The sequence below is a fragment of the Nonomuraea sp. AD125B genome, assembly GCF_041402765.1.
GTDB classification, from domain to species: domain Bacteria; phylum Actinomycetota; class Actinomycetes; order Streptosporangiales; family Streptosporangiaceae; genus Nonomuraea; species Nonomuraea bangladeshensis.
The window spans coordinates 253,575-276,904 of sequence record NZ_JBGLOU010000012.1; the positions used below are offsets into that span (position 1 = coordinate 253,575).

The following is a 23,330-nucleotide window of genomic DNA, read 5'->3' on the forward strand; positions in this document are numbered from 1 at the left end:
TGAGTGACGCTGGTCGCCGGGGTCGATTCTTCGACGCAGAGTTGCAAGGTCGTCATCCGTGACGCGGAGACGGGCGCGCTGGTCCGCGAGGGCCGGGCCCGGCATCCCGAGGGCACGGAGGTCCACCCGTCGCACTGGTGGGCGGCGCTGCTGGAGGCCCTGGAGGGCGCCGGCGGGCTCGACGGGGTCGCGGCCGTCAGCGTGGGCGGGCAGCAGCACGGCATGGTCTGCCTGGACGAGTCCGGAAATATCGTACGCGATGCCCTGCTCTGGAACGACACCCGCTCCGCCCGGGCCGCCGCCGACCTCACCACCGAGCTGGGCGGCCCTCAGGCGTGGGCCGACGCGGTCGGCTCGGTGCCGGTGGCGTCGTTCACGATCACCAAGCTGCGGTGGCTCGCCGAGCACGAGCCCGACAACGCCCGCCGCACCGCCGCCGTGTGCCTCCCCCACGACTGGCTGACCTGGCGGCTGGCCGGGGCGCTCGCCTCCGGCGTCCCGTTCTCCCGCGAGGGCTGGGCGGACGCGCCGCTCGCGCCCCTCGACGCGCTCACGACCGACCGGGGCGACGCCTCCGGCACCGGCTACTGGTCGCCGTTCACCGGCTCCTACCGCACCGACCTGCTGAAGGCCGCCTTCGGCGGGACGCCGCTGCTGCCCCGCGTGCTCGGCCCCACCGACCGGGCCTACGACGGCGGTGTCCTGCTCGCGCCCGGCACCGGCGACAACATGGCCGCCGCGCTCGGCGTGGGCGCCCGCCCCGGCGACGTCGTGGTCTCGCTCGGCACCTCGGGCACCGCCTTCGCGGTCGCCGAGCAGCCCAGCGCCGACCCGACGGGCGCGGTGGCGGGGTTCGCCGACGCGACGGGCCGCTTCCTGCCGCTGGTGTGCACGCTCAACGCCGCCCGCGTCCTCGACGCCGCCGCCCGCATCGCCGGCGTCGGCCTCGGCGAGCTGAGCGACCTCGCGCTCCAGGCCCCCGCCGGGGCCGGCGGGCTGACCCTGGTGCCCTACCTCGAAGGCGAGCGCACCCCCAACCGCCCCACCGCCACCGGCTCGGTCCACGGGCTGACGCTGGCCACCGCCACCCCCGCCCACCTGGCCCGCGCGGCCGTCGAGGGCATGCTGTGCGGCCTCGCCGACGCCCTCGACGCGCTGCGCACGCGGCCCGAACGGGTGCTCATGATCGGCGGCGCGGCCCGCTCGGAGGCCGTCCGGCGCATCGCGCCGACCGTCTTCGGCGTGCCCGTCACCGTGCCGCCCCCCGCCGAGTACGTCGCCGACGGGGCCGCCTACCAGGCGGCGACGCTGCTGACCACGCCGGAGTGGCGGGGGGCGGAGGAGACGGCCACGTACGACGGCGAGGCCGTCCCCGAGATCCGCGCCCGCTACGCCCGCGCCACCGAGCACATCCTCGACTGATCGTGCCCGCTCATCGGCCCGCGGTCGGGGCGTAGGGCTCGCGCCAGAGCTCCCGGCCGGCGGCGTCGTACCCGACGACCTCGAAGCCCTTCCCGTAGATGTCGCCGTCGCGCCCGTGCCTACCCGCGAACAGCCGCACGCCGATCCCCCACGGGTCCTTCCTGGTCGTGGCGGTCGCCCTGCGCCCGTCCGGGAAGACCAGCTCGACCTCGGTCGTCCGCAGGTCGGCCACGACGCCGAACCAGCGGCGCTCGCGCTCGTGCAGCAGCACCGGGATCCTCCCCCCGCCCAGGTCGCGCAGGAGATCCTTGGCGCGTACGAGGTCGGCGGCCACCGGATCCCCGTCCAGCCGCCAGATCAGGGTCCGGTCGGGGACGTCGAACACGTTGGCGCTCAGCCCGCCGCCCAGCCGCAGCACCGTACCGACCGGCTCGGCCGTCGCCTCCGGCACGGTCAGCGGCGTGTGCGTCGCCGTGGCCACCGTCAGGCCCCGCGCGTCGGTGAACTCGAAGCCCGTCACCCGCGTCGAGGCGGGCAGGGTGACCGTCCAGATGGCCCGGGGCGCGCCGGCCGGACGCGTGATCTGCGCGGGCGTCCTTCGTCCCGTGGCCGAGACGGCGTTCACCCCCGCGACCCGGTCGCCGGCCGCGCCGAAGTACAGCGTCTTCTCGGGCGGCGGCCACGACTCGGTGGTTCCTTCGAACGACGCATCCCCGCTGACCGGCCCGGCGTTGCAGGAGGACGACGACCCGCCCGTCCTGTTCCGGTGCAGCCGGCAGAAGGCCAGGGCGCCGTCGGAGCGCCGCGCGTACCAGAGCTCCACAGCCCCGCCGAGCGCCGGGTCGTCCACGACCAATCGGTCGCCCAGCGGCGGCTTGCCCTCCAGCCCGATCTCGCGGCCGGACGCGTTCACGCCTGTGGACGGCACCGGCTGGAGAACGCCGGTGGCCACGTCCACGCCACCGCCGCCGCCCAGCCCCGTCGTCACGACGGCCACGGCCGCCGCCGTGCCCACCACCGCCGCCAGCATCCGCATCCGGTCGCGCCGTCTGCCCCGCGACCGCGCCACGACCCGGCCGGGCAGCCCGGCCGGCGACTGCGGCGCGTCTTCGGCGGCGTGCCGGAGGGTGCTCCGCAGCAGGCCCTCCACCCGCTCGTCCTCGGTCATCATGAAATGCCCTCCTCGGCCTCGCGACGGTCGTCTGACAGGGCGGAACGCAGCTTGCCGAGACCCAGGGAGGCGTGGCTGCGCACCGTCCCGCGCGAGATCCCGAGCACCCGGGCGATCTCCTCGTCCGCCAGGTCCTCGTAGTAGCGCAGGACGAGCACGGTCCGCTGCTTGCGCGGCAGCCCCTTCAGCGCCTCCCACAACCCCTGCTCCGCCTCGGACGGCAGCAGGTCTTGGCGTACGGGTGCGTCCGGCACCTCGCCGAACAGGTGCTCCCGCCTGCGCCGCCGCCAGACGCTGATGTGCAGCCTGGCCATGATCGTGCGGGTGTACGCCTCGGGGTCCTGCTTGCGCCGTACGCGGGGCCAGGCCCGGTGCAGCCTGATCAGCGCCTCCTGCGTCAGATCGGCCGCGTCGTGGGCGTTGCCGCTGAGCACGTAGCCGTACCGCAGCAACGCGTCGGCGCGATCCGCCACGAAGCTCTCGAACCTGGAGTCATCCTCCAAGATCCAACCTTTCCTCGTTCCGTCCCCCTGTAGACGGACCGAGCCCCCGAACTGTTGAACCTCACCCGGTCGCCTTGGCCTCACTCATGAGCCAGGCGCAGATCAGGGCGGTGACCACGAAGCCGGTCGTCGCGGGTACGGCGACGAAGAGGTGGAGCGGGAGGTTCCCGTCGGGCATCCAGGAGCCGTAGTCCGGCTGGAGGAAGGCGACCGCCAGCATGGCGAACGGCGCCAGCATCCCCACGAGCGGCCAAGGAGACAGGCGGGCCAGCCACGCGGCCACCAGGCTGAGCGGGAAGGGCGCGAGCGCGAACGCCGACAGCAGCTTGAGCTCGGAGTCCGAGTCACGGGTCGGCCAGTGGAGGAGCAGCAGCAGCAGCGCGAACGCCACCGCGGCCCCTGCCAGGGCGGACCTCAGGATGAGGCGCACAGCGTGATTCTGGGGCATCAGCCGCGGCCGGGTCGACGTCAGGGGCCCCTGCCGACGGGAGGTCGGCGGGGCCCCGGCCGGTTCACTTGACGGCGGTCACGAGATCGACGGACGCGAACGGATTGAACTCCTCCAAGAACCCCCTGGCCACCAGGACGCTCACCGGCACCTCGTCGTTCGTCTGCGGGAACCCGGGGACGAGCCTGCTGATCACGTGATACTGCGTGCCGCCGCCCGGCATCTGGAACGCGGGAGCGGCCGGGCCCACCTCGACGCCGAACGCGGTCCTCACGACGAACGCGTGATAGTTGCACAGGTTCATGGGGGCCGCGGAGCTGGTGTTCAGGTTCCGCGGCGGCAGTCCGCGTCTGATGAACAGGTCGCCCATCGGCGCCAGGAACGAGCCCGCGTTGCTGCCGAACCGGTCGAGCTTCATGCCGGGCTGCAGGGTGGTCGTCTTGAGCAGCAGCCGGCCGTTCGGGTAGTTGCCGGAACGGCCGAAGCCGGAGTCGGGCGGGAAACGGTAGTTGCGCAGGTCGTAGTCCCAGTAGCGGGAGAGGAAGTGCTGCGGGGAGAGGCCGCCCAGCGGCACGTAGCCGTGCAGGATCGCCCCCAGGTAGCCGGTTCTCGGCAGGACGGTCGGCCCGAGGTCGGGGTCGCCGGTGATGTAAGGGGGGCCGCAGACCCGCTTGCCGGGCACCGGGACGGCGGCCGACCCGGTGGGCGTGTCCTTGCTCGAAGACGGCGTGCTGAGCTCCAGCTGCTGCTGGACGAGCTGGGTCTCGGGCTGGACGGCGCTCTCGGCGTACGCGGCCGTGCCGCCCATGGCGCTCAACATCGTGCACAGCGCGGCGGCCAGCATGGCGCCGCGTCGGTTTTCCGGCATGACTTTCCCGTCGATCCTCAATGGCGAACGAATGAGAACTGATCACCAGAGAATGGACGGCCAAGCGCCGCGTATAGTGATCGATTCCTACATTCCCGCCATCGCCGGAATCGCAATCTCGGGCACTCTAAGAGAACAGCAAAACTCGAAGGCTAAATAGTCATATGTGGTGATTTGTATTCGATGTCGGGTATGGCGCGCTCCTCCTCGACGGCCGCGCGGCCGTCGAGGAGGAGCCGGCGCGAGCGGGCCGGCTCTACGGTGCGATCGACCAGAGCTGGCAGGTGTTGTTGAGCCACATCCACAACCGGACCGGCGTGCCGTTCGCCGTGCCGCAGTTCTGGTTGTCGAGCACCATGCCGCTGTTCTCCACCACGAGCTCGTACCGCCCGTTGCCCGCGGGCACGACCGCCCACTGCTGGCAGAGGTTGCCGAGCGGCTGCCACAGGTTGACGGCCGTGCCGAGGGCCAGCCCGCAGTTGACCGCGTCGAGCACCTTGCCGGCGTTGACGTTGGTGATCGTCCACTTGTTCGCGCCGACGCTGGTGAAGCGCCACTGCTGGCAGGCGTTGCCGAGCGCCTGCCACTGGTCGATCTGCGTGCCGTTGGCCGTGCCGCAGTTGACCGCGTCGAGCACCTTGCCGCTCGCGAGGTTCGTGATCCGGTAGGTGGCTCCGTTCACGGGGAAGGTGACGCTCTTGCTGTAGCCGACGGAGACGATGTTGGCCTGCACGGCGTTCTCCGTGGCGTCGCTCGGATAGCCGCTGGTCATGACGCCCTCGAAGAACGATCCGACGGAGCCGTTGCTGTTGTCGCCGCCGATGCCGAGGATGATGGCGCCCTGCTTGGTCATCGGGCGGTAGCCCGCCTGGGTGGGCAGCGGTCCGTCGTACCGGGTCGCCAGGCCGCCGGACTGGGCGTTGCCGTCCTTGATGGCGTACGTCGAGGTGCCGTTGTTCTTCAGCATGGCCGTCACGAACGCGGAGTTGCGGCCGGTGTTCGCGGTCCAGGAGCCGTTGCCGCCGGCGAACAGCCCGTTCTCCAGGTCGGCGGCGACGCGCGGCCCGCCCGCGCACGGCGAGAACCAGCAGAGCGTGCCGAAGTAGATCGCGTCCATGTCGCCGTTGCCGGTGTCCATGTTGTTCGTCTCGGCGTTGCCGTAGTCGAAGCAGCACCGGTCGTTGACGTGCGTGCCCTCGGTCACCATGTACATGCCCTCGGGCTGGCTGCCGGTGGCGACGCCGTTCGTCGCGTTGTTGCGGTAGCCGTTGCCCGCCGACATGTAGATGCCGTAGACCTTGTGGCCGCCCGCCGTCACGGGCAGGGCCGCCGCGTTCGCGCCCTGGTCGGCTGTGGGATTCGCGCCGCCGCCCGGGGCGATCGTGAGGTCGTTGTGGCGCGAGGTCTGGTCGTAGACGCGGACGATCGTGCAGTACGTGCCCGAGCAGAAGGAGTCCTGGGTGGCGGCGTTCGCGTAACCGCCGGCGCTGAGCACGCCGATGTTGGCCGTCGCGCCGTCGGACCAGCGTCGCACCTGGTAGAGCGGCCCGTTGTAGGAGCCGAAGAGGGCGCGGGTGGTGCTGTGCGCGGCGACGCACGGGGTGCCGCCGCTCGCGTAGATGTCGCAGGACGACGTCCCGGCCGCCTGTGCGGCGCCTGGTGGCACGGCGACCAGCGCGGTGACGACGAGCGCCGCCGAGGAGGCGACGGTGAGGGCCGTTCGCCGCCAATGGCGCAAGGACCAGAAACCCATGGTGTGCCTTTCTTGTGCGGCGAGGCAGCGCGGTGCCAGGCGGTGAAGGGAATGATTGTTAGCGCTAACATCAGCCGCCGGAGAACCGGCTTGTTAGCGCTAACATTTATGGCCATAATATTTCCGCGGCGTTTCGACCAAAGTGTCATCGCCGAGATGGCGACTGTCAATAGCCGTCGAAGGCCGGTGTCAACTCCGCGCGCTCAGGCCAGACGGGCGCCGAGTGCGGCGGCGCGGTCCAGGAACAGGTCGCGCTCGCGGGCGTTCCTGGTCAGCTCGGCCGCGCGCCGGAACTCGGCGCTCGCCTCCTCGGCCCGCCCCAGCTTGGCCAGCAGGTCCCCGCGTACGGCGGGCAGATGCGCGTACCCCCGCAGGGCCCGCTCGTCCCGGAGGCCGTCGGCGATCTCCAGGCCGCGCGCGGGCCCGTACGCCATGCCGACCGCGACCGCCCGGTTCAGCTCGACGATCGGCGAGGGCGTGAGGTGGGCCAGCAGCCGGTAGAGGGCGGCCATGCGCTCCCAGTCGGTGGCCTCCGGGGTGAGCGCGCGGGCGTGGCACGCGGCGATGGCGGCCTGCAGCCCGTACGGACCGAGCGTGCCCAGCTCCTCGGCGCGGCGCAGCGCCGCCAGGCCCCGGCGGATCAGCAGCCGGTCCCAGCGGCTGCGGTCCTGGTCGAGCAGGAGGATGGGCGTGCCGTCGGGGGCGGTCCTGGCCGGGAGCCGCGACGCCTGGATCTCCATGAGCGCGAGCAGACCGTGGACCTCGGGCTCTTCCGGCATGAGTCCGGCCAGCACGCGGCCGAGGCGCATGGCCTCCTGGCACAGCGACGGGCGGATCCAGTCGTCGCCCGCGGTCGCCGCGTACCCCTCGTTGAAGATCAGGTAGATGACCTCCAGGAGGGAGGCCAGCCGGGCCGGCAGCTCGGCGGGCGGCGGCAGCTCGATCGGGATCCTCTTGTCGGCGAGGGTGCGCTTGGCGCGCGAGATGCGCTGCCCGACGGTGGGCTCGGGGACCAGGAAGGCGCGGGCGATCTCGGCGGTGGTCAGGTTGCCGAGCAGGCGGAGCGTGAGCGCCAGCCGGCCCTCGACGGGGAGCGCGGGGTGGCAGGCGGTGAAGATCAGGCGGAGCAGGTCGTCGCCGATGTGGTCGTCGAGGGCGTCGTCCAGCTCGGCCTGCGCCGACTCCTGGCGGAGCTCCATGTCCATGCCGATCTCCTGCAGCTTGCGCTGGTAGGTGTCGCGGCGGCGGAACTGGTCGACGGCCCGGTGCTTGGCCGTGAGCGTCAGCCACGCCCCCGGATTCTCGGGCACGCCCTTGACCGGCCACTCTTCGAGCGCGGCCACCAGGGCGTCCTGCGCCAGCTCCTCGGCCAGTCCGATGTCGCCGACCATGCGGGCCAGAGCCGCGATGACCCGGGCGGACTCGATCCGCCACACCGCCTCCACCGCCCGATGCGCAACAGCTACCGTCATATGTCCTGAATACCATCAGGCCGGGGATCATGTCCCCGGCCTGGTGGAGCGGCCCGGTCAGGCCGGCGGGGCGAAGTCCTCGGGCCCGAACAGCCGCAGGACGTCCGACTCGCCCTCCCATCCCGGCCACAGGTCACGGTGCAGCTTGACGAAACGGGTGGTCCATTCCACGACCTCCTCCTTGCTCCTGACCTCGTACAGGGCGTAGCTGATCAGCTCCTTGGCCTCGGCGAACGGCCCGTCGCTGACGGTCAGCCGGCCCCCGCTCACCTCGACCCGCGCTCCCTCGGAGCTGGGGGCCAGGCCGCTGTTGTCGAGCAGGACCCCGGCCTCGGTGGCCTCCTGACCGAGCTTGAAGATGGCCTCCATGAGGTCGGCCGGCGGCGGTCCGGCGGGCTGGGCGGTGGCCTTGAACGTGACCAGGTAGCGCATCGTGAATCTCCTTCTCGTTATGAGGTGTTACAGGTGGTCAGGCGGCGTCACGGGACAGGCTCAGCGACACCAGCGACAGCCAGGTCCAGACCGCGACGATGCCGGCGACGAACATGAGGTTGGTCCAGGCGGCGCCGGCCCCGCTCGCGATGCCGACGAACGAGCCGAGGAACAGTGTGCCGGTGACGCGGGAGTACAGAGCCCAGCCGCCGTGGCCCTGGCGGGCCTGCCGGGAGGCGATGACGTAGCAGGCCGCCGCCATGCACAGGAACCCGACGCCGCCGACGGCCATGTGCAGGGTCCCGGACAGGGTGACGACGCCCGGACCCTCAGGGGTCCCCGCGGGGAAGCCCATCGCGGGGTCGGCGGGGAAGACCGCGGCGCCGATCATGCCGGCGCCGAACACGCCGACCAGGGCCGGCGCCCACCGGGCTCCCCGTCCGGGCGTCAGGGCGCGGCGCAGGCCGGCTGCCGCGGCGATGGTGGCGAGGGCGGCGACGACGAAGTTGGCGGTCTGGATCCAGCCGAGCTCTCCGTTGGCCAGGAAGCTCCACGGGTGGCGGGCCAGGTCGAAGCCCTCACGGGTGAGCGCCTGGGCCAGGGCGACCGTCACGTAGAAGGGGCCGGCGAGGACGCCGCAGCCGAGGAGCAGGCGCTGGGTGGAGACCGGGCGGGTGTGGGCGAGCTGCAGAGTCATGGTCGTCAACCTCCTGTCGCGGGACCGGCGCATCCGGACCGTCTGCCTACGCTGCGAACGGGGCGGGCCGATTTCGACACCCGCCCCCAAGATCTTTCAAGATCTTTTCGGGACGCGGCACCCCGGCCCGGCGGCGGGGTTCGCGACCGCCGCCGGACGGGGGCGGCCCGGCCGGCCCCGCCCCGGCCCCTGGGCGACCGCGCGGTCCCTCCCGGCCGCGGTCGTCCTGAAAGTCTCCGGGCATTCACCGAGCGAAACAAAGAGGTGGCGGGATTCTTCAACCGCGCGCAAACAAATGGCCCGGTCATGTCCGGCGGCTCCCTTTCCGGCCGACGCTCGGGTTTATCGCCACGAGCCAGCGGACAGCCCTCATCCATGCCATGGGGAAAAATACGCAAACGGCCGTCGCTGCCATGATGTCCGAGCATTCGAAGAAGGCGTACCGGCACTGCGAGCAGATCATGCGCAGTCAGGCCCGCAACTTCTCGTACGGTCTGCGGCTGCTCCCCGTCCCCAAGCGGCGTGCGCTGAGCGCCGTCTACGCGCTCGCCCGCAGGATCGACGACATCGCCGACGGCGACGGCCCGGCCGGGCAGCGGCTGGCCGGGCTGTCGGCGGTCCGCGAGACGCTCGGCGCACCCGTCCCCGAGGCGCACGACCTCGTGCTGGTGGCGGTGTTCGAGGCCGCGCGCCGTTATCCGATCCCGCTCGGCGCGTTCGCCGACCTGGTGGACGGCTGCGTCGCCGACGTGCACGGCAGGACGTACACGGAGTTCGAGGACCTGGTCGGCTACTGCCGGTGCGTCGCCGGCTCGATCGGGCGGCTCTCGCTGGGCGTGTTCGGCTCGGACGACGCCGAGGCTGCCACGCCGCTCGCCGACGCGCTCGGCGTGGCCCTGCAGATCACCAACATCCTGCGCGACCTGCGCGAGGACCGCTTGGCCGGGCGGATCTACCTGCCCGCGGAGGACCTCAAGCGGTTCGGCTGCACCTTGGACGTCGACGCGTCCGGCCGGTTCGTCGACCCGCCGGAGCGTCTGGCCGAGCTGGTCAGGTTCGAGGCCGACCGGGCGCGCGACTGGTTCGCCGTCGGGATGGGCCTGCTGCCGCTGCTGGACGCGCGCAGCGCCGCCTGCACGGCCACCATGGCCGGCATCTACCGGTGCCTGCTCGACCGCATCTCGGCCGATCCCCGTCGCGCGGTGGCCGCCAGGCTCTCCCTGACGACGAAGGAGAAGTCCGTGGTCGCGGTGCGCGCCCTCGCCCGCGCCGGGCGCGCGAGAGGCCGGCCGGCCGATCGCGCCGGGTTCCGTTGATCACAGCCGCGCTGCTGGCGGTGCTCGCGGCGCTGTGCAACGCCGTCGCGTCGGTCCTGCAGCGCCGCGCGGCGCTGACGGTGCCGCAGGGGCCGGCAGCGCAGGCGGGCCTGATCCTGGCGCTGGTGCGGAAACCGGTGTGGCTGTGGGGGATCACGGCGCTGATCGGCGGCTTCCTGTTCCAGGCCGCCGCGCTGTCGCGCGGAGCCGTCGCCCTGGTCCAGCCGGTCATGGTGGTCGAGCTGCCGTTCACCATGATCATCCTGTCGATGGCGTTCGGCATCGTCCTGGATCGGCGCACCTGGCTGGCGATCGGCGCGCTGTCGGCCGGGCTCGCGATCTTCCTCATCGCGGCGGCTCCCGACGTGGGGCGGTGGCTGCCCGACGCGATCGGCTGGATCGTCGCCACCGCCGTGACCGCGGCCGTCGTGGCCGCGCTGGTCGCGGTGGGGGTCCTGGCGAGGGGAGCGCTGCGGCCCGCGGCGCTGGGCGTCGCCGCGGGCATCGGCTTCGCCTTCACCGCGACGCTCATCAAGAGGTGCACGGCCATCGCCGAGGAGGACCTGAGCGCGCTGCCGCGGTCCTGGCAGCTGTACGCGATGGTGCTGGCCGGCCTGTGCAGCCTGCTCCTCCTGCAGCACGCCCTGCACAGCGGTCCCCTGGTGATCGCGCAGCCCGCGCTGACCATCAGCGACCCCATCGCCGGCATCCTCTACGGCGGGCTGTTGTTCGGGGAGCCCATCCGCTCCGGCTCATGGATCGTGTTCGAGGCGATCGGCATCGGGAGCATGGCCTACGGCGTCATCCAACTGGCCCGCTCGCCGATCGTCCAGGCCCAGAACACTCCCCTTCGGTGAGGAGACGAGACCCGCCTCGGCCGGCATCGCGGCGAACAGGGCGGAGGCGCGGTCCGCCTGGCGCCCACGCGCCCGCGCGTCGGCGAGGCGGTCCAGCGCCTCCAGCAGCGCGGCCGCGTCGCCGGTGCACGCGCTCACCCCGGCCGCGGCCATCGCCCGCGCGCCGTCGCGCCCGTGGCCGCTGATCGGCCGGTGGACGACGACCGGCAGCCCGGCGGCGAACGCCTCCTCGCAGGTCAGGCCGGAACCGTTGTCGACCAGGGCGTACGCGGCCGCCATCAGCTCGGGGACGTCGTCGCGCCAGCCGAGCGCGGGCCCCAGTCCGGCCAGGCGCAGGCGGCGGCGCAGCGCCGCGTTGTCCCCGCACAGCACGAGCGGCGTGTACCGCCCCGACCGGGCCAGAGCCCGCGTGGTCGCGACGATCTCCCCCGCTCCCCATGACCCTCCCGACACCAGGACGAGCCGGGCGCCGGGGTCCGCGCCCACGCCGCGGGCCACCCGTACGGGATCGGCCACCGCCTGCCCGAACACCGGGCGGACGACCGGCGCGCAGCGCAACGCCGGCCGACGGGTGCATGCGGCTATATATCCAATGATGTCGGGATTCGGGCACAGGTACCGGTCGTTGCCCTGGTGCAACCACAACCGGTGCACCGCGAAGTCCGTGACCAGCACCGTGCTCGGGCACGGCAGCCCGCCGCGCTCGCGCAGCCGCCCGGTGATCTGCGCGGCCAGGTGGAACGTCGAGACGACCTCGTCGGGCCGCCAGTCCTCGACGAGCCGGCGCAGGCGGGCGGCCGCGAGCACCGTGAGCGGAGACGTCCCCGGCGCCCGTTTGCCCACGAAGAAGACCTGGTAGATGAGCTCGTAGAGCCAGGGGGCGCGCAGGATCATCCAGCGGTACCCATGACGCAGCGCCGGTCCCAGCCGGAGCGGGAAGAGCAGGAGGACATCGATGATCCGCGCGTCGGCATCCTCGGCCGCGAGCCGCGCGGCCAGCTCGGCGGCGACCCCGTCGTGGCCGCTGCCCATGGACGCGGTGAGGATGAGCACCCGCCGCCTCCCCGCTCCCCCGGGCGGACGAGCGGCACGACGATGAGCCGGTTCGCCCTGCCGCTCGGGCTGGCCTGCCTGTCCCTGCTGCACGCGGCCCCGGCCGCCACCTGGCTGCCGTCGGTCCGTCGCCGGATGCCCGCGCTGGCCGGCGCCGGTGACCCCGCCCACGTGGCGCTCACCTTCGACGACGGCCCCCACCCCGGCTCCACCCCGCGTTTCCTGGACGAGCTGGGACGCCTCGGCGCCCACGCGACCTTCTTCGTCCTCGGCGAGCTGCTCGAACGCCATCCGGGGCTGGGCCGCCGCATCGTGGCCGAGGGCCACGAGCTGGCCGTGCACGGCTGGCGGCACGGCAACGCCCTGATCGCCCCGCCCGGCCGGCTGACGGCCGAGATCGGCCGCGCCGCCGCCCTGGTGCGGGAGGTCTGCGGGGTCCGCGCGGCCTGGTACCGCCCGCCCTACGGGGCGCTCAGCCTGGAGGCGCTGGTCTCCGCCCGCGCGCTGGGGCTGCGTCCCGTGCTGTGGACCGACTGGGGCCGGGACTGGGAGGCGGCCGCCACGGCGCGCTCGGTCCTCGCCACCGTGACGGCCGGGCTGCGCGGCGGGGCGACCGTCCTGCTGCATGACTCCGACCACGCCTCCGTTCCTGGTTCCTGGCGATCGGCGCTCGACGCCCTCCCCGCACTCGTGGAGCGCTGCCGGCTCATGGGCCTGCGGGTGGGGCCGCTGCGCGACCACGGCGTGGCGGCGAGCCGCCGTTAAATGCCGGTGCAGCGGGTTTCCATAATGGCGAGTCCCCTTTCCCCGCGCATTCAAACGCCAATATACCGGCGGCCCCGAAAAGTAAATGCAGCGCCAATGGAACGGAAACGAATCACCTTCAGGTTTGCGCTGCCCGGCGACGGATAATTTCCCTGTCGTGCTGTCACGAAAGGGCTATTCACAGGAGCTCGCGAAAAAGGCCCGCCGGGAGAACTTCCCGGTGGCCTCGCGGCTGCTGCCGCGCCGGCACCGCGACCACCTCATGGCCGTGTACGGCTTCGCGCGCTCCGTGGACGACGTCGGCGACGAGGAGCCTCCCGGTGACCGGCTGCGTCTGCTGGACGAGTTCGAGGCCGACCTGGCGCGGCTCTACGACGGGGAGACCCCGCGGCTGCGGCCGGTCCGCGCGCTGGCCCCCACCGTCCGGGAGTGCGCGATCCCGGCCGAGCCGTTCCACCACCTCATCGAGGCCAACCGGCGTGACCAGTCGGTCACCCGCTACGAGACGTTCGACGACCTGCTCGGCTACTGCGCGCTCTCGGCGAACCCGGTCGGCCGGCTCGTGCTGCACGTGTTCGGCGAGGTGAGCGACGCCCGGCTGGCCCTGTCGGACCGCGTCTGCTCGGCGCTGCAGATCATCGAGCACTGCCAGGACGTGGGCGAGGACTACCGGCGCGGACGCGTCTACCTGCCGGAGAAGGACCTGCGGCGGGCCGGCTGCCCGGACGGCCATCTCGCGGCGACGGCCACCTCGCCGCCGCTCCGCGCGGCGGTGGCCGTGCAGGCCGCGCGGGCCGCGAAGCTGCTGGGTGAGGGGGAGGCGATCGTCGCCACGCTGGCCGGCTTCGCCCGTACGGCGGTGGCGGGTTATGTCGCGGGAGGTCACGCGACCCTGGCCGCGCTGGCCGCCGCCCGCTACGACGTCCTGGGCCGTGCCGTGCGCCCGCGCCGCCTGCGCCTGCTCGCGGCGTGGGCGCGGGTCCTCATGACCACGAGATCGTCCGATCCGGCGCTCCAACGCCTTCCTTCGGCATGAGGGGGCCGCGATGAGTCCCCGGCCGGGCTCCGAGCCGGTGGCGGTGATCGGCGGCGGCCTGGCCGGCATCTCGGCGGCCGTCGCGCTCACCGAGGCCGGGCACCGCGTGACGCTGTACGAGGCCCGCCCGAGGCTGGGCGGCGCGGCCTGCTCCTTCCAGCGCGACGGGCTGACGGTGGACAACGGCCAGCACGTCTTCCTCCGCTGCTGCACGGCCTACCGCGGACTGCTCGACCGGATCGGCGGCACCGCGCTGGTGGATCTGCAGAGCCGGTTCGACGTGCGGGTGCTGAGCGCGGCGGGCCGGTCGGGGCGGCTGCGCAGGGCCGCACTGCCGGGACCGTTGCACTTCGTGCCCGCGCTCGCGGGCTACCGCCTGCTCGGTCCCGGCGACCGGGTCCGCGCCCTGCGCGGCTCCATCGCGCTCAGCAGGCTCGATCCGGCCGATCCCGTCCTCGACCAGGTGACGTTCGGGAGCTGGCTCGCCGCGCACGGCCAGCGGGCCCCGGCGCGACAGGCGCTGTGGGACCTGCTCGCCGTGGCGGCGCTCAACACGGGCGTCGAGGAGGCCGCGCTCGGCCCGGCCGTGAAGGTGTTCAAGACCGCGCTGCTCGGCCGGCCGGACGCCGCGGACCTGGGCATCCCCCTGGTCCCTCTGGGCGAGCTGCACGACACCGCCGCCAGGGCGGCCATCGTCCGGCGCGGCGGCGACGTACGGGTGGGGGCGAAGGTCAGCGCCATCGAGCCCGGACCGGCCGTCGTCGTGGACGGCGCCAGGATCGGGGCGTCGGCGGTCATCGTGGCCACCCGCCACGAGCAGGCCGCCAAGCTGGTGCCCCTGGACGCGGCGCCCGGCAGGGACACGTGGACCGCCCTCGACGCGAGCCCGATCATCAACGTGCACGCCGTCTACGACCGCCCGGTCATGCCGGCGCCGTTCGTCGCGGTCACGGACTCGCCGGTGCAGTGGGTGTTCGACAAGACCCGCGTCGCGGGCCTGCGCCGGGGCCAGTACCTCGCGGTGTCCGTGTCGGTCGCGGACACCTGGATCGACCGGCCGACCGCCGACCTGCGCGAGGTGTTCGTCCCCGCGCTGCGCTCGGTCCTGCCCGCCGCGCGCCGGGCCCGGCTGACCGACTTCTTCGTCACCAGAGAACGGCGCGCGACCTTCCGCCAGGCGCCCGGCAGCGGGGCGCTCCGCCCGCGCAGCACCACCCACTGGCCCGGCCTCTACCTCGCCGGCGCCTGGACCGACACCGGCTGGCCCGACACCATGGAAGGGGCCGTACGCAGTGGACTGCACGCGGCCGGCCTGGTCAGGCGGCACCTGCGACGTCAGGAGACGACGCCATGACCCTGACCCTGCCGGCCGTCGAGGCCGCCCGCGAGCTGGTGGAGCCGGTGCTGCGCGAGGCCGTCGGCCGTCTCGACCCGCTCTCCGCGCGCGTCGCCCGCTATCACTTCGGCTGGGCGGACGGCGGCGAAGCGGGCGGCGGCAAAGCGCTGCGGCCGACGCTCGCGGTGTTGTCCGGCCGGGCGGCCGGGGCGGACGTCGAGCGCTGCCTGCCCGCCGCCGCGGCGGTGGAGCTCGTGCACGCCTTCTCGCTCCTGCACGACGACGTCATGGACGACGACCCGGTACGCCGGCACCGACCGGCCGCCTGGACCGTCTTCGGCCGCCCCCACGCGCTCCTCTGCGGCAACGCCCTGCTCACCCTGGCCGGGGAGCTGCTGCTGGAACAGGGCTGTGCGGCGGCGGCCCGCGCGCTCAACGACGCCGTGCTCGCGCTCGTCGCGGGCCAGGCCCTCGATCTGGAGTTCCAGGACCGGGACGACGTGACGAGGGAGGAGTGCCTGCTGATGTCGCGGTGCAAGACCGCCTCGCTGCTCGCCTGCGCCTGCTCGATCGGCGTCACGGCGGCCGGCGGCCCCGCACCTCTGGCCGGCGCCCTGGCCGCGTTCGGAGCCGAGGCGGGCCTGGCCTTCCAGCTGGCCGACGACCTGCTCGGCATCTGGGGCAGCACCGAGGCGACGGGCAAGCCGGTGCTCGCCGATCTGCGTACCCGTAAGAAGAGCCTGCCCGTGGTCGCCGCGCTCACCGGCGGGACGGCGGCCGGTCGGCGGCTCGCCGCACTGCTGGCCAGGCCCGAGCCGCTCGCCGAGGCCGACCTGCACGAGGCCGCCCGCCTGGTCGAGGAGGCGGGCGGCCGGGCGTGGGCCGAGGCGGAGGCCGGGCGGCGGCTCGACGCGGCGGTCCGGTGCCTCGACGAGGCCGACCTGCCTCCGGACGTACGAGCTGAATTCCTGCACCTCGCCCGATTCATCGCATCCAGGGACCACTGACATGACGACTCTTGAGACCCGGAACGTGCTCACCGGAGCCGAGCACGCCCTCCAGAGCGCCTGCGACCACCTGCTGGGCCTGCGGTCCCCGGAGGGCTGGTGGAAGGGCGAGCTGCAGACCAACGTGACCATGGACGCCGAGGACCTGCTGCTGCGGCAGTTCCTCGGCATCCGCACCGAGCGGGACACGGCGGAGGCCGGCCGGTGGATCCGCTCGCAGCAGCGGGCCGACGGCACCTGGGCCAACTTCCACGAAGGACCCGCCGACCTGTCCACCACCGTCGAGGCGTACGCCGCGCTGCGGCTCGCCGGCGACCCGCCCGACGCGGCGCACATGCGCGCCGCCCGCGGCCCGATCCTGGACATGGGCGGCATCGAGGCGAGCCGGGTGTTCACCCGGATCTGGCTGGCGCTGTTCGGGGAGTGGCCGTGGCGGCGGCTGCCGGTCATGCCGCCCGAGCTGATGTTCCTTCCGCCGTGGTTCCCGCTGAACATCTACGACTGGGCCTGCTGGGCCAGGCAGACGATCGTGCCGCTGACCGTCGTGACCGCGTGCCGGCCGGTGCGCCGGCTCCCGTTCGACCTGGCCGAGCTGCGCACCGGACGGGAGCCGCGCCGGGCCGCGGGCGGAGGCTGGGAGAGAGCCTTCGGCGTCCTCGACAGGGCGCTGCACCGCTACGAGCGGCGCCCTTCGCCGATCCTGCGGCGGGCCGCGCTGAGGCGCGCCATCAACTGGATCGCCGCGCGTCAGGAGGCCGACGGCTCCTGGGGCGGCATCCAGCCCCCCTGGGTCTACTCGGTGATCGCGCTCCACCTCGCCGGCTACCGGCTCGACCATCCGGTGCTGACCAAAGCCATCAAGGGACTCGACCGGTTCACCATCAGGGACGAGAACGGACGCCGGTTGGAGGCGTGCCAGTCCCCCGTCTGGGACACCGCGCTCGCGGTCAACGCCCTGCTCGACGCCGGCACGCCCGCCGACCACCCGGCCCTCACCGGAGCCGCCGCCTGGCTGCTGCGCGAGGAGATCACCACGACGGGCGACTGGGCCGTGCGCAGGCCCGGACTGTCGCCGGGCGGATGGGCGTTCGAGTTCGACAACGACGGCTATCCCGACATCGACGACACCGCCGAGGTGATCCTGGCGCTGCGCAGGCTGGACGTCCCCGGCGTACGGCCGGCGATCGAGCGCGGGGTCCGGTGGATGGCCGGCATGGCGAGCTCCGACGGCGGCTTCGGGGCGTTCGACGCCGACAACGACCGCGTGCTCTGCACCAAGCTGCCCTTCTGCGACTTCGGCGCGGTGATCGACCCGCCGTCCGCCGACGTCACCGCGCACGTCGTCGAAGCCCTGGCCAAGGAGCGGCCCCACTCCCCCGAGCTGCGCAGGGGCGTGGTCTGGCTGCTCAGGGCGCAGGAGCGGGACGGCTCGTGGTTCGGCCGCTGGGGCGCCAACCACGTCTACGGCACCGGGGCCGTGGTGCCGGCCCTCGTCGCCGCCGGGGTCGACCCGGGACATTCCTCCGTACGCAACGCCGTGGCCTGGCTCGAACGGCACCAGAACGACGACGGCGGCTGGGGAGAGGACCTGCGCTCCTACCGTGACCCCGCCTGGATCGGCCGCGGCGCCTCGACGGCGTCGCAGACCGCCTGGGCGCTGCTCGCCCTGCTGGCCGCCGGCGAACGCTCTCCGGCAGTGGAGAACGGCGTGCGCTGGCTCGTCGAGCACCAGCGGCCGGACGGCACCTGGGACGAGCCCTACTTCACGGGCACCGGTTTCCCCGGCGACTTCTACATCAACTACCACCTCTACCGGCTCGTCTTCCCGATCAGCGCCCTCGGGCGCTACCTGCGCCGCGACACCCCGCCGGACGTCCGATGACCGGCCTGCTGATCTGCGCCGCGCTCGGCATCGAGGCCCACGCGATCAGGCGCGGCCTGCCGGCCCACCTCACGGACGTCAGGGTGGTCACCACCGGGATCGGCCCGCGCCGGGCCGCCCGCGCGGCCGGCCACCTGCACGGACAGGGGGCGGTCGCCGTCGTGGGGTTCGGCGGCGCCGTCGCCGCCGGTCTCCGGCCGGGCGACGTCCTGGTGGCCGACGAGATCCGGTTCAGGGGACGGACTCATCCCTGTCCTTGGGCCGCCCTGCTCGTGGAGGAGCTGGTCCGCGCCGGCCTGCCCGCCAGGACCGGGCCGCTGCTCACCGTCGACCACCTCGTCAGGGAGGCCGAACGCCGCCGCCTCGCCGGTCAGGGCGTGCGGGCCGTGGACATGGAGAGCGGGCCGCTGGCGCGCGCCGCCATGGACCGGCCGCTCGCCGCCGTACGGGTCATCGTCGACGCGCCGCGGGCGCCGCTGCTGCGGCCTGCGACGCTGGCCCGTGGCCTCGCCGCGCGGCGCACGCTCACCACCCTCGGCCCCTTCCTGATGCACTGGGCAGCGGCCGTCGCCCCCGAACCCGTTTCCGTCCCGCTACGCAAGGAACCGCTGCCATGACGATCCCGCTTCGGCAAAGCCTGCGCATCGGCGGCTACATCCTCGGCCAGCGGCTCCGGGGACGGACCAAGTTCCCGCTGCTGGTCGAGCTGGAGCCGTTGTTCGCGTGCAACCTCAAATGCGCCGGGTGCGGCAAGATCCAGCACCCCGCCGACGTGCTCAGACGGCGCATGCCGGTGGACCAGGCCGTCGCGGCCATCGAGGAGTGCGGCGCGCCCATGGTCTCGATCGCCGGCGGGGAGCCGCTCATGCACCCGCAGATCGGCGAGCTGGTCCGCCGCCTCGTCGGCATGAAGAAGTACGTCTTCCTGTGCACGAACGCCCTGCTGATCCCCAAGAAGATCGACGAGTTCGAGCCTTCCCGTTACTTCGCCTGGACCGTGCACATCGACGGCGTCCGCGAACGCCACGACGCGGCGGTGTGCAAGGAGGGCGTCTTCGACGAGGCGGTCGCCGCCGTGCGCGAGTGCCAGCGGCGCGGCTTCCGGGTGACCACGAACACGACGTTCTTCTCCTCCGACAGCCCGCAGACCGTCATCGAGGTGCTCGACTACCTCAACGACGAGCTCGCCGTGGACCAGATGATGATCTCGCCCGCGTACGCGTACGAGAAGGCGCCCGTCCAGGATCGGTTCATGGGCGTGCGGGAGACGCGCGAGCTGTTCCGCGAGGCGTTCAAGGGCGGGAGGCGGAGCCGCTGGCGGTTCAACCACTCGCCGCTGTTCCTGGACTTCCTCGAGGGCCTGACGGAGCTGCCGTGCACGGCCTGGGCGATCCCTTCGTACTCGCTGTTCGGCTGGCAGCGGCCCTGCTACCTGATGGCCGACGGGTACGCCCAGACCTACCGCGAGCTGATCGAGGACACCGACTGGTCGGCCTACGGCCGGGGCCGCGACCCGCGGTGCGACAACTGCATGGCGCACTGCGGCTACGAGCCCACCGCCGTCCTCGCCACGCTCGGCTCGCTGAAGGAGTCGCTGCGGGCCATCAGGAGCGGCTGAGCGAGAGGTCAGCCGAAGCGCCGCGCGAGCAGCCGGAACGGTCCGGGCGCCGCGCCGCGCAGCCTGGCCGGCAGCCTGAGCCAGCCCGGCACGAACGACTCGGGCCGGCCGTGCAGGATCGCCGCCACGACGGCCCGCGCCACCCGCTCGGGCGGGATCGGCGCCGGCCAGCCGCGCGTGTAAGGTGCGCCGCGCCGGACGAAGAAGGGCGTGTTCACCACCCCCGGCAGCAGGACGGACACGCCGACCCCCGGCGCGTGGCGCAGCTCGTGGCGCAGGCCCTCGGCGAAGACCACCAGCCCCGCCTTCGTGGCCGAGTAGACCGCCTCCCGCGCCACGCCCACCGCTCCCGCGATGGAGGCCACGAACACGACGTGCCCGCGCCCCGCCGCCAGCATCCCCGGGAGCAGCAGCCGCGTCAGCGCGATCGGCGCGGCGAGGTTGACGGCGAGCAGCCGTTCGGCGCTGCCGGCCGGCATCTCCACGAACGACCCGGCCCACCCCACCCCGGCGTTGTTCACCAGGACGTCCACGTGACCGGCCCGCGTGACGAGCTCTTCGGCCTGGGTGGCGACGTCGCAGACCACCATGTCCCCGCCCGTCGCCGCGGCGACGGCCGCGAGGCGTTCGCGGTCGCGGCCCGCCAGCGTCAGCCGGGCGCCGGTGCCCGCCAGCGCGTGCGCGGTGGCCGCGCCGATCCCCGAGGAGGCCCCGGTGATCAGCACGTGGGCGTCCGCGAGCCTCATCGCGTCGGCCCGCAGGTGAGCCGGGTGCTCGCCTGGGCGAGGAGTTCGGCCAGGTGGAGCGGGCGGTCCGCGGCTTTGGTGTGTTCGAGCTGGGTGCGGCAGCTGAAGCCGTCGGCCAGGACGAGCGTGCCCGGCTCGCTCTCGCGGACGGCGGGCAGCAGCTCGTGCTCGGCGCAGGCGAGCGAGGTGTTCAGGTGCCCGGCGGTGAAGCCGAAGTCGCCGGCCAGGCCGCAGCAGCCGCCGACGGTCTTGAGCTTGACCCCGGCCTGCTGGAGCAGGCGCTGATCGGCCTCGTAGCCGAGCACGGCGTGCTGGTGGCAGTGCGGCTGGGCGACGGCGGCGCGGTCGATGCGCGGCGGCCGCCAGCCGTCGGTGCCGGTGAGCAGCTCGGCGAGGGTCTTCGTCTGCTCGGCCAGCCGGGTGACGTCCTGGTCGCCGGGGAGCAGGTTGGCCGCGTCGTCGCGGAAGACGGCGGTGCAGGACGGCTCCAGCCCGACGATCGGGATGCCGCTCCTGAGCAGGGGTGCGAGCGTGTCCAGGGTCCGCCGCAGCACGCGGCGGGCGACGCCGAGCTGCCCGGTGGAGATCCAGGTCAGCCCGCAGCACAGGGTGCGCGGCGGCACGATCACCCGGTAGCCGGCGGATTCGAGCACGGCGACGGCCGAGGCCGCGATGCGCGGGGCCAGGTTGTCGGTGAAGGTGTCCGGCCACAGCAGCACCTCGCCGAGGTCGCCGCTGCCGCGCGGCCCCCGGCGGCGGTAGGCGTCGCTGAAGCGGATCCCCGCGAAGGACGGCAGCGGCCGGGCCGGCTCCAGCCCGCCCAGCCGCTTGACCAGCCGGGCCAGGCCGGGCGCGTGGGTCACGGCGTTGACCAGGCCGGGCGCGAACGAGGCCAGCCGCGCCCACACCGGCAGCCAGCCCATGCTGTAGTGGGCGGCGGGCCGGAGCCGGCCCGCGTAGTGGTGGGCGAGGAACTCGGCCTTGTACGTGGCCATGTCCACCTCCACCGGGCAGTCGTGCTTGCAGCCCTTGCAGGCCAGGCACAGGTCGAGGGCGTCGTGGACGGCCGTGGAGCGCCAGCCGTCGGTCACGGTGGAGTCACGGTGGCCGTTCAGCATCTCGAACAGCAGCCGGGCGCGGCCCCGGGTGGAGTGCTCCTCCTCGCCGGTGGCCCGGTAGGAGGGGCACATGACGCCGCCCTGGTGGCTGCGGCACTGGCCGACGCCGACGCAGCGCATCACGGCCCGCTGGAAGCTGCCCTGGTCGTCGGGGTAGCCGAACTCGGTCTCCGGCTCGGCGGGCGTCCAGGCGCTGCCCAGCCGCAGGTCCGTGGTGATCCCGTTGGGCGAGACGATCTTGCCAGGGTTCATCCGGTCGTCGGGGTCGAACACCGCCTTGACCTGCTGGAACGCGGTGACGACGGCGTCGCCGAACATCTTGGGCAGCAGCTCGGCCCGCGCCTGGCCGTCGCCGTGCTCGCCCGACAGCGAGCCGCCGTAGGAGACTGCCAGGTCCGCGGCCCGGTCGAGGAAGGCGCGGAAGGCCGCCACGCCGTCGGCGGTGAGCAGGTCGAACGGGATGCGGGTGTGCACGCACGCCTGGCCGAAGTGGCCGTACAGGGAGGCGTCGCCGTAGCCGAACTCGTCCAGCAGCCGGCGCAGGTCGCGCAGGTAGTCGCCGAGTCGTTCCGGAGGGACGGCCGAGTCCTCCCAGCCGGGCCAGGTGTCGGCCATGCCCGGCCCGCGCGCGGTGGCGCCGAGCCCCGCCTCGCGCAGATCCCAGAGCTCCGTCTCGGACTCGGGGTCGTCGAAGAACGCCACGTCAGGGCCGTTCCCGTCGCGGCCGATGTCCTCCAGGAGCGCGTGGGCCCGCCGGTCGGCGTCCTCCTGGTCGTCACCGGTGAACGAGGCCATCAGCCAGGCGCCGCCCTCCGGCAGCCGGGCCACCGCCTTTCCGTGCATGTGCTTGCGCGTCTCGTAGCCGATGAGCTTGTCGTCGATGCCCTCCAGCTGGAGCGGCCGATGCGCGGTGATCGGCAGCACGGCGTCGCCGGCCGCGGCGATGTCGTGGTAGCCGAGCACGACCAGGCTCCGCGCGGCCGGTACGGGCACCAGCGCCAGCTCGGCGCGGAGCACGGTGACCAGCGTGCCCTCCGAGCCGACCAGGGCCCGCGCCACGTCGAACGGCCCGCCGGGCAGCAGCTGGTCGAGGTTGTAGCCGGAGACCCGGCGCGGGATGTCGGGGTAGCGGCGGCGGATCTCGTCGGCGTGCTCGCTCATGATCTCGCGCAGCCGCCGCAGGATCTCGGCCGGGCGGCCGCCCTCGGCGGTGATCCTGGCGTACTCCTCGTCGCTCGTGGGGCCCACCCACATGCGGGTGCCGTCGTAGGTGAGGATCTCCAGCCGGACGACGTTGTCGGCGGTCTTGCCGTAGAGCTGGGCGGTGGACCCGCACGAGTTGTTGCCGATCATGCCGCCGAGCGTGCAGTGGGAGTGCGTGGACGGGCGCGGGCCGAACATCAGGCCGGTCGGCTTGAGCCGCCGGTTGAGTTCGTCCAGCACGATGCCGGGCTCGACCACGCAGGTACGCGCCCGCTCGTCCACGGAGACCAGGCGGTGGCAGAACTTCGACCAGTCGATGATGACGGCGGTGTTGCAGGTCTGGCCGGCCAGGCTGGTCCCGCCGCCGCGCGAGGTGATCGGCGCCCCGTGCTCGCGGCAGATCGCCACCGCGACCTCCGCGGCGTCCACCGTGCGCGGCACGACGACGCCGAGCGGCACCTGGCGGTAGTTGGAGGCGTCGGTGGAGTAGGCGCCCCGGCTGCCGGGGTCGAAGCGGACCTCGCCGTCGACCTCGGCGGCGAGGTCCCGCTCCAGGTCGCGCACCCGCACGTAGGGCTGCGCGGTCCGGAGGGCGGGAGCGGGAAGCGTGGCAGGACGGGTCATCAC

21 protein-coding genes are annotated in these 23,330 nt (G+C 73.3%); 10 read left to right on the forward strand and 11 right to left on the reverse strand.

Annotated features, from left to right (window positions below; translation table 11 throughout):
* The first annotated feature begins 3 nt into the window (after positions 1-3).
* Positions 4-1,422, forward strand: a complete 1,419-nt coding sequence (locus tag ACBR40_RS30430; RefSeq protein ID WP_371250965.1) for a xylulokinase — start codon at positions 4-6, stop codon at positions 1,420-1,422.
* A 10-nt stretch (positions 1,423-1,432) separates the two neighbouring features.
* Here the strand turns inward: ACBR40_RS30430 and ACBR40_RS30435 are convergent, their stop codons facing one another.
* From ACBR40_RS30435 to ACBR40_RS30470, 8 genes are all read right to left on the reverse strand, one after another.
* Positions 1,433-2,593, reverse strand: coding sequence for a hypothetical protein (locus tag ACBR40_RS30435; protein ID WP_371250966.1), 1,161 nt, complete (start codon positions 2,591-2,593; stop codon positions 1,433-1,435).
* Entirely contained in the window at positions 2,590-3,096 is a 507-nt protein-coding gene (locus ACBR40_RS30440; protein ID WP_371250967.1) for a SigE family RNA polymerase sigma factor, read from the reverse strand. The genes ACBR40_RS30435 and ACBR40_RS30440 overlap by 4 nt, the downstream gene beginning before the upstream one ends.
* Positions 3,097-3,157: 61 nt before the next feature.
* Entirely contained in the window at positions 3,158-3,526 is a 369-nt protein-coding gene (locus ACBR40_RS30445; protein ID WP_371250968.1) for a hypothetical protein, read from the reverse strand.
* A gap of 82 nt (positions 3,527-3,608) precedes the next feature.
* Positions 3,609-4,412 (reverse strand): TNT domain-containing protein, encoded by an 804-nt coding sequence (locus ACBR40_RS30450; RefSeq protein ID WP_371250969.1) that lies wholly within the window; start codon positions 4,410-4,412, stop codon positions 3,609-3,611.
* 256 nt (positions 4,413-4,668) lie between these two features.
* Complete coding sequence (locus ACBR40_RS30455; protein ID WP_371250970.1) at positions 4,669-6,165, reverse strand: arabinofuranosidase catalytic domain-containing protein; 1,497 nt, start codon at positions 6,163-6,165, stop codon at positions 4,669-4,671.
* A gap of 203 nt (positions 6,166-6,368) precedes the next feature.
* On the reverse strand, positions 6,369-7,637 hold the full coding sequence (locus ACBR40_RS30460; RefSeq protein ID WP_344208678.1) for an RNA polymerase sigma factor: 1,269 nt from the start codon (positions 7,635-7,637) through the stop codon (positions 6,369-6,371).
* Positions 7,638-7,694: 57 nt separating this feature from the next.
* Complete coding sequence (locus tag ACBR40_RS30465; RefSeq protein WP_344208680.1) at positions 7,695-8,069, reverse strand: YciI family protein; 375 nt, start codon at positions 8,067-8,069, stop codon at positions 7,695-7,697.
* Between the two features lie 37 nt (positions 8,070-8,106).
* Positions 8,107-8,766, reverse strand: a complete 660-nt coding sequence (locus tag ACBR40_RS30470) for a DUF998 domain-containing protein (protein ID WP_371250971.1) — start codon at positions 8,764-8,766, stop codon at positions 8,107-8,109.
* Positions 8,767-9,179: 413 nt separating this feature from the next.
* Here ACBR40_RS30470 and ACBR40_RS30475 point away from each other — a divergent pair, with 413 nt between their 5' ends.
* Together ACBR40_RS30475 and ACBR40_RS30480 are read left to right on the forward strand one after the other, a co-directional pair.
* Positions 9,180-10,082: a squalene/phytoene synthase family protein gene (locus ACBR40_RS30475; RefSeq protein WP_371250972.1), complete on the forward strand. Its 903-nt coding sequence runs from the start codon at positions 9,180-9,182 to the stop codon at positions 10,080-10,082.
* A complete protein-coding gene (locus tag ACBR40_RS30480; protein WP_371250973.1) occupies positions 10,079-10,939 on the forward strand; it encodes a DMT family transporter in 861 nt (286 codons plus the stop codon). The genes ACBR40_RS30475 and ACBR40_RS30480 overlap by 4 nt, the downstream gene beginning before the upstream one ends.
* Here ACBR40_RS30480 and ACBR40_RS30485 read toward each other — a convergent pair.
* Positions 10,835-11,992 (reverse strand): hypothetical protein, encoded by a 1,158-nt coding sequence (locus ACBR40_RS30485; protein WP_371250974.1) that lies wholly within the window; start codon positions 11,990-11,992, stop codon positions 10,835-10,837. The genes ACBR40_RS30480 and ACBR40_RS30485 overlap by 105 nt on opposite strands.
* Before the next feature lie 42 nt (positions 11,993-12,034).
* Here ACBR40_RS30485 and ACBR40_RS30490 point away from each other — a divergent pair, with 42 nt between their 5' ends.
* From ACBR40_RS30490 to hpnH, 7 genes are all read left to right on the forward strand, one after another.
* Entirely contained in the window at positions 12,035-12,757 is a 723-nt protein-coding gene (locus ACBR40_RS30490; RefSeq protein WP_371250975.1) for a polysaccharide deacetylase family protein, read from the forward strand.
* Between the two features lie 157 nt (positions 12,758-12,914).
* Positions 12,915-13,793: a squalene synthase HpnC gene (gene hpnC / locus ACBR40_RS30495; RefSeq protein WP_371250976.1), complete on the forward strand. Its 879-nt coding sequence runs from the start codon at positions 12,915-12,917 to the stop codon at positions 13,791-13,793.
* A 10-nt stretch (positions 13,794-13,803) separates the two neighbouring features.
* Positions 13,804-15,147: a hydroxysqualene dehydroxylase HpnE gene (hpnE, locus tag ACBR40_RS30500; protein WP_344208694.1), complete on the forward strand. Its 1,344-nt coding sequence runs from the start codon at positions 13,804-13,806 to the stop codon at positions 15,145-15,147.
* Entirely contained in the window at positions 15,144-16,136 is a 993-nt protein-coding gene (locus tag ACBR40_RS30505; protein ID WP_371250977.1) for a polyprenyl synthetase family protein, read from the forward strand. The genes hpnE and ACBR40_RS30505 overlap by 4 nt, the downstream gene beginning before the upstream one ends.
* 1 nt (position 16,137) lies before the next feature.
* Complete coding sequence (gene shc, locus ACBR40_RS30510; protein WP_344208698.1) at positions 16,138-18,018, forward strand: squalene--hopene cyclase; 1,881 nt, start codon at positions 16,138-16,140, stop codon at positions 18,016-18,018.
* Positions 18,015-18,635 (forward strand): hypothetical protein, encoded by a 621-nt coding sequence (locus ACBR40_RS30515; RefSeq protein ID WP_371250978.1) that lies wholly within the window; start codon positions 18,015-18,017, stop codon positions 18,633-18,635. Before shc ends, ACBR40_RS30515 begins: the two co-directional genes overlap by 4 nt.
* Positions 18,632-19,636: an adenosyl-hopene transferase HpnH gene (gene hpnH / locus ACBR40_RS30520; protein WP_344208702.1), complete on the forward strand. Its 1,005-nt coding sequence runs from the start codon at positions 18,632-18,634 to the stop codon at positions 19,634-19,636. The genes ACBR40_RS30515 and hpnH overlap by 4 nt, the downstream gene beginning before the upstream one ends.
* An 8-nt stretch (positions 19,637-19,644) precedes the next feature.
* On the opposite strand, the gene ACBR40_RS30525 is transcribed toward hpnH, so the two are convergent.
* Together ACBR40_RS30525 and ACBR40_RS30530 are read right to left on the reverse strand one after the other, a co-directional pair.
* Entirely contained in the window at positions 19,645-20,382 is a 738-nt protein-coding gene (locus ACBR40_RS30525; protein ID WP_344208704.1) for an SDR family NAD(P)-dependent oxidoreductase, read from the reverse strand.
* Positions 20,379-23,327: an FAD-binding and (Fe-S)-binding domain-containing protein gene (locus tag ACBR40_RS30530; RefSeq protein WP_371250979.1), complete on the reverse strand. Its 2,949-nt coding sequence runs from the start codon at positions 23,325-23,327 to the stop codon at positions 20,379-20,381. Before ACBR40_RS30530 ends, ACBR40_RS30525 begins: the two co-directional genes overlap by 4 nt.
* Positions 23,328-23,330: the final 3 nt, after the last annotated feature.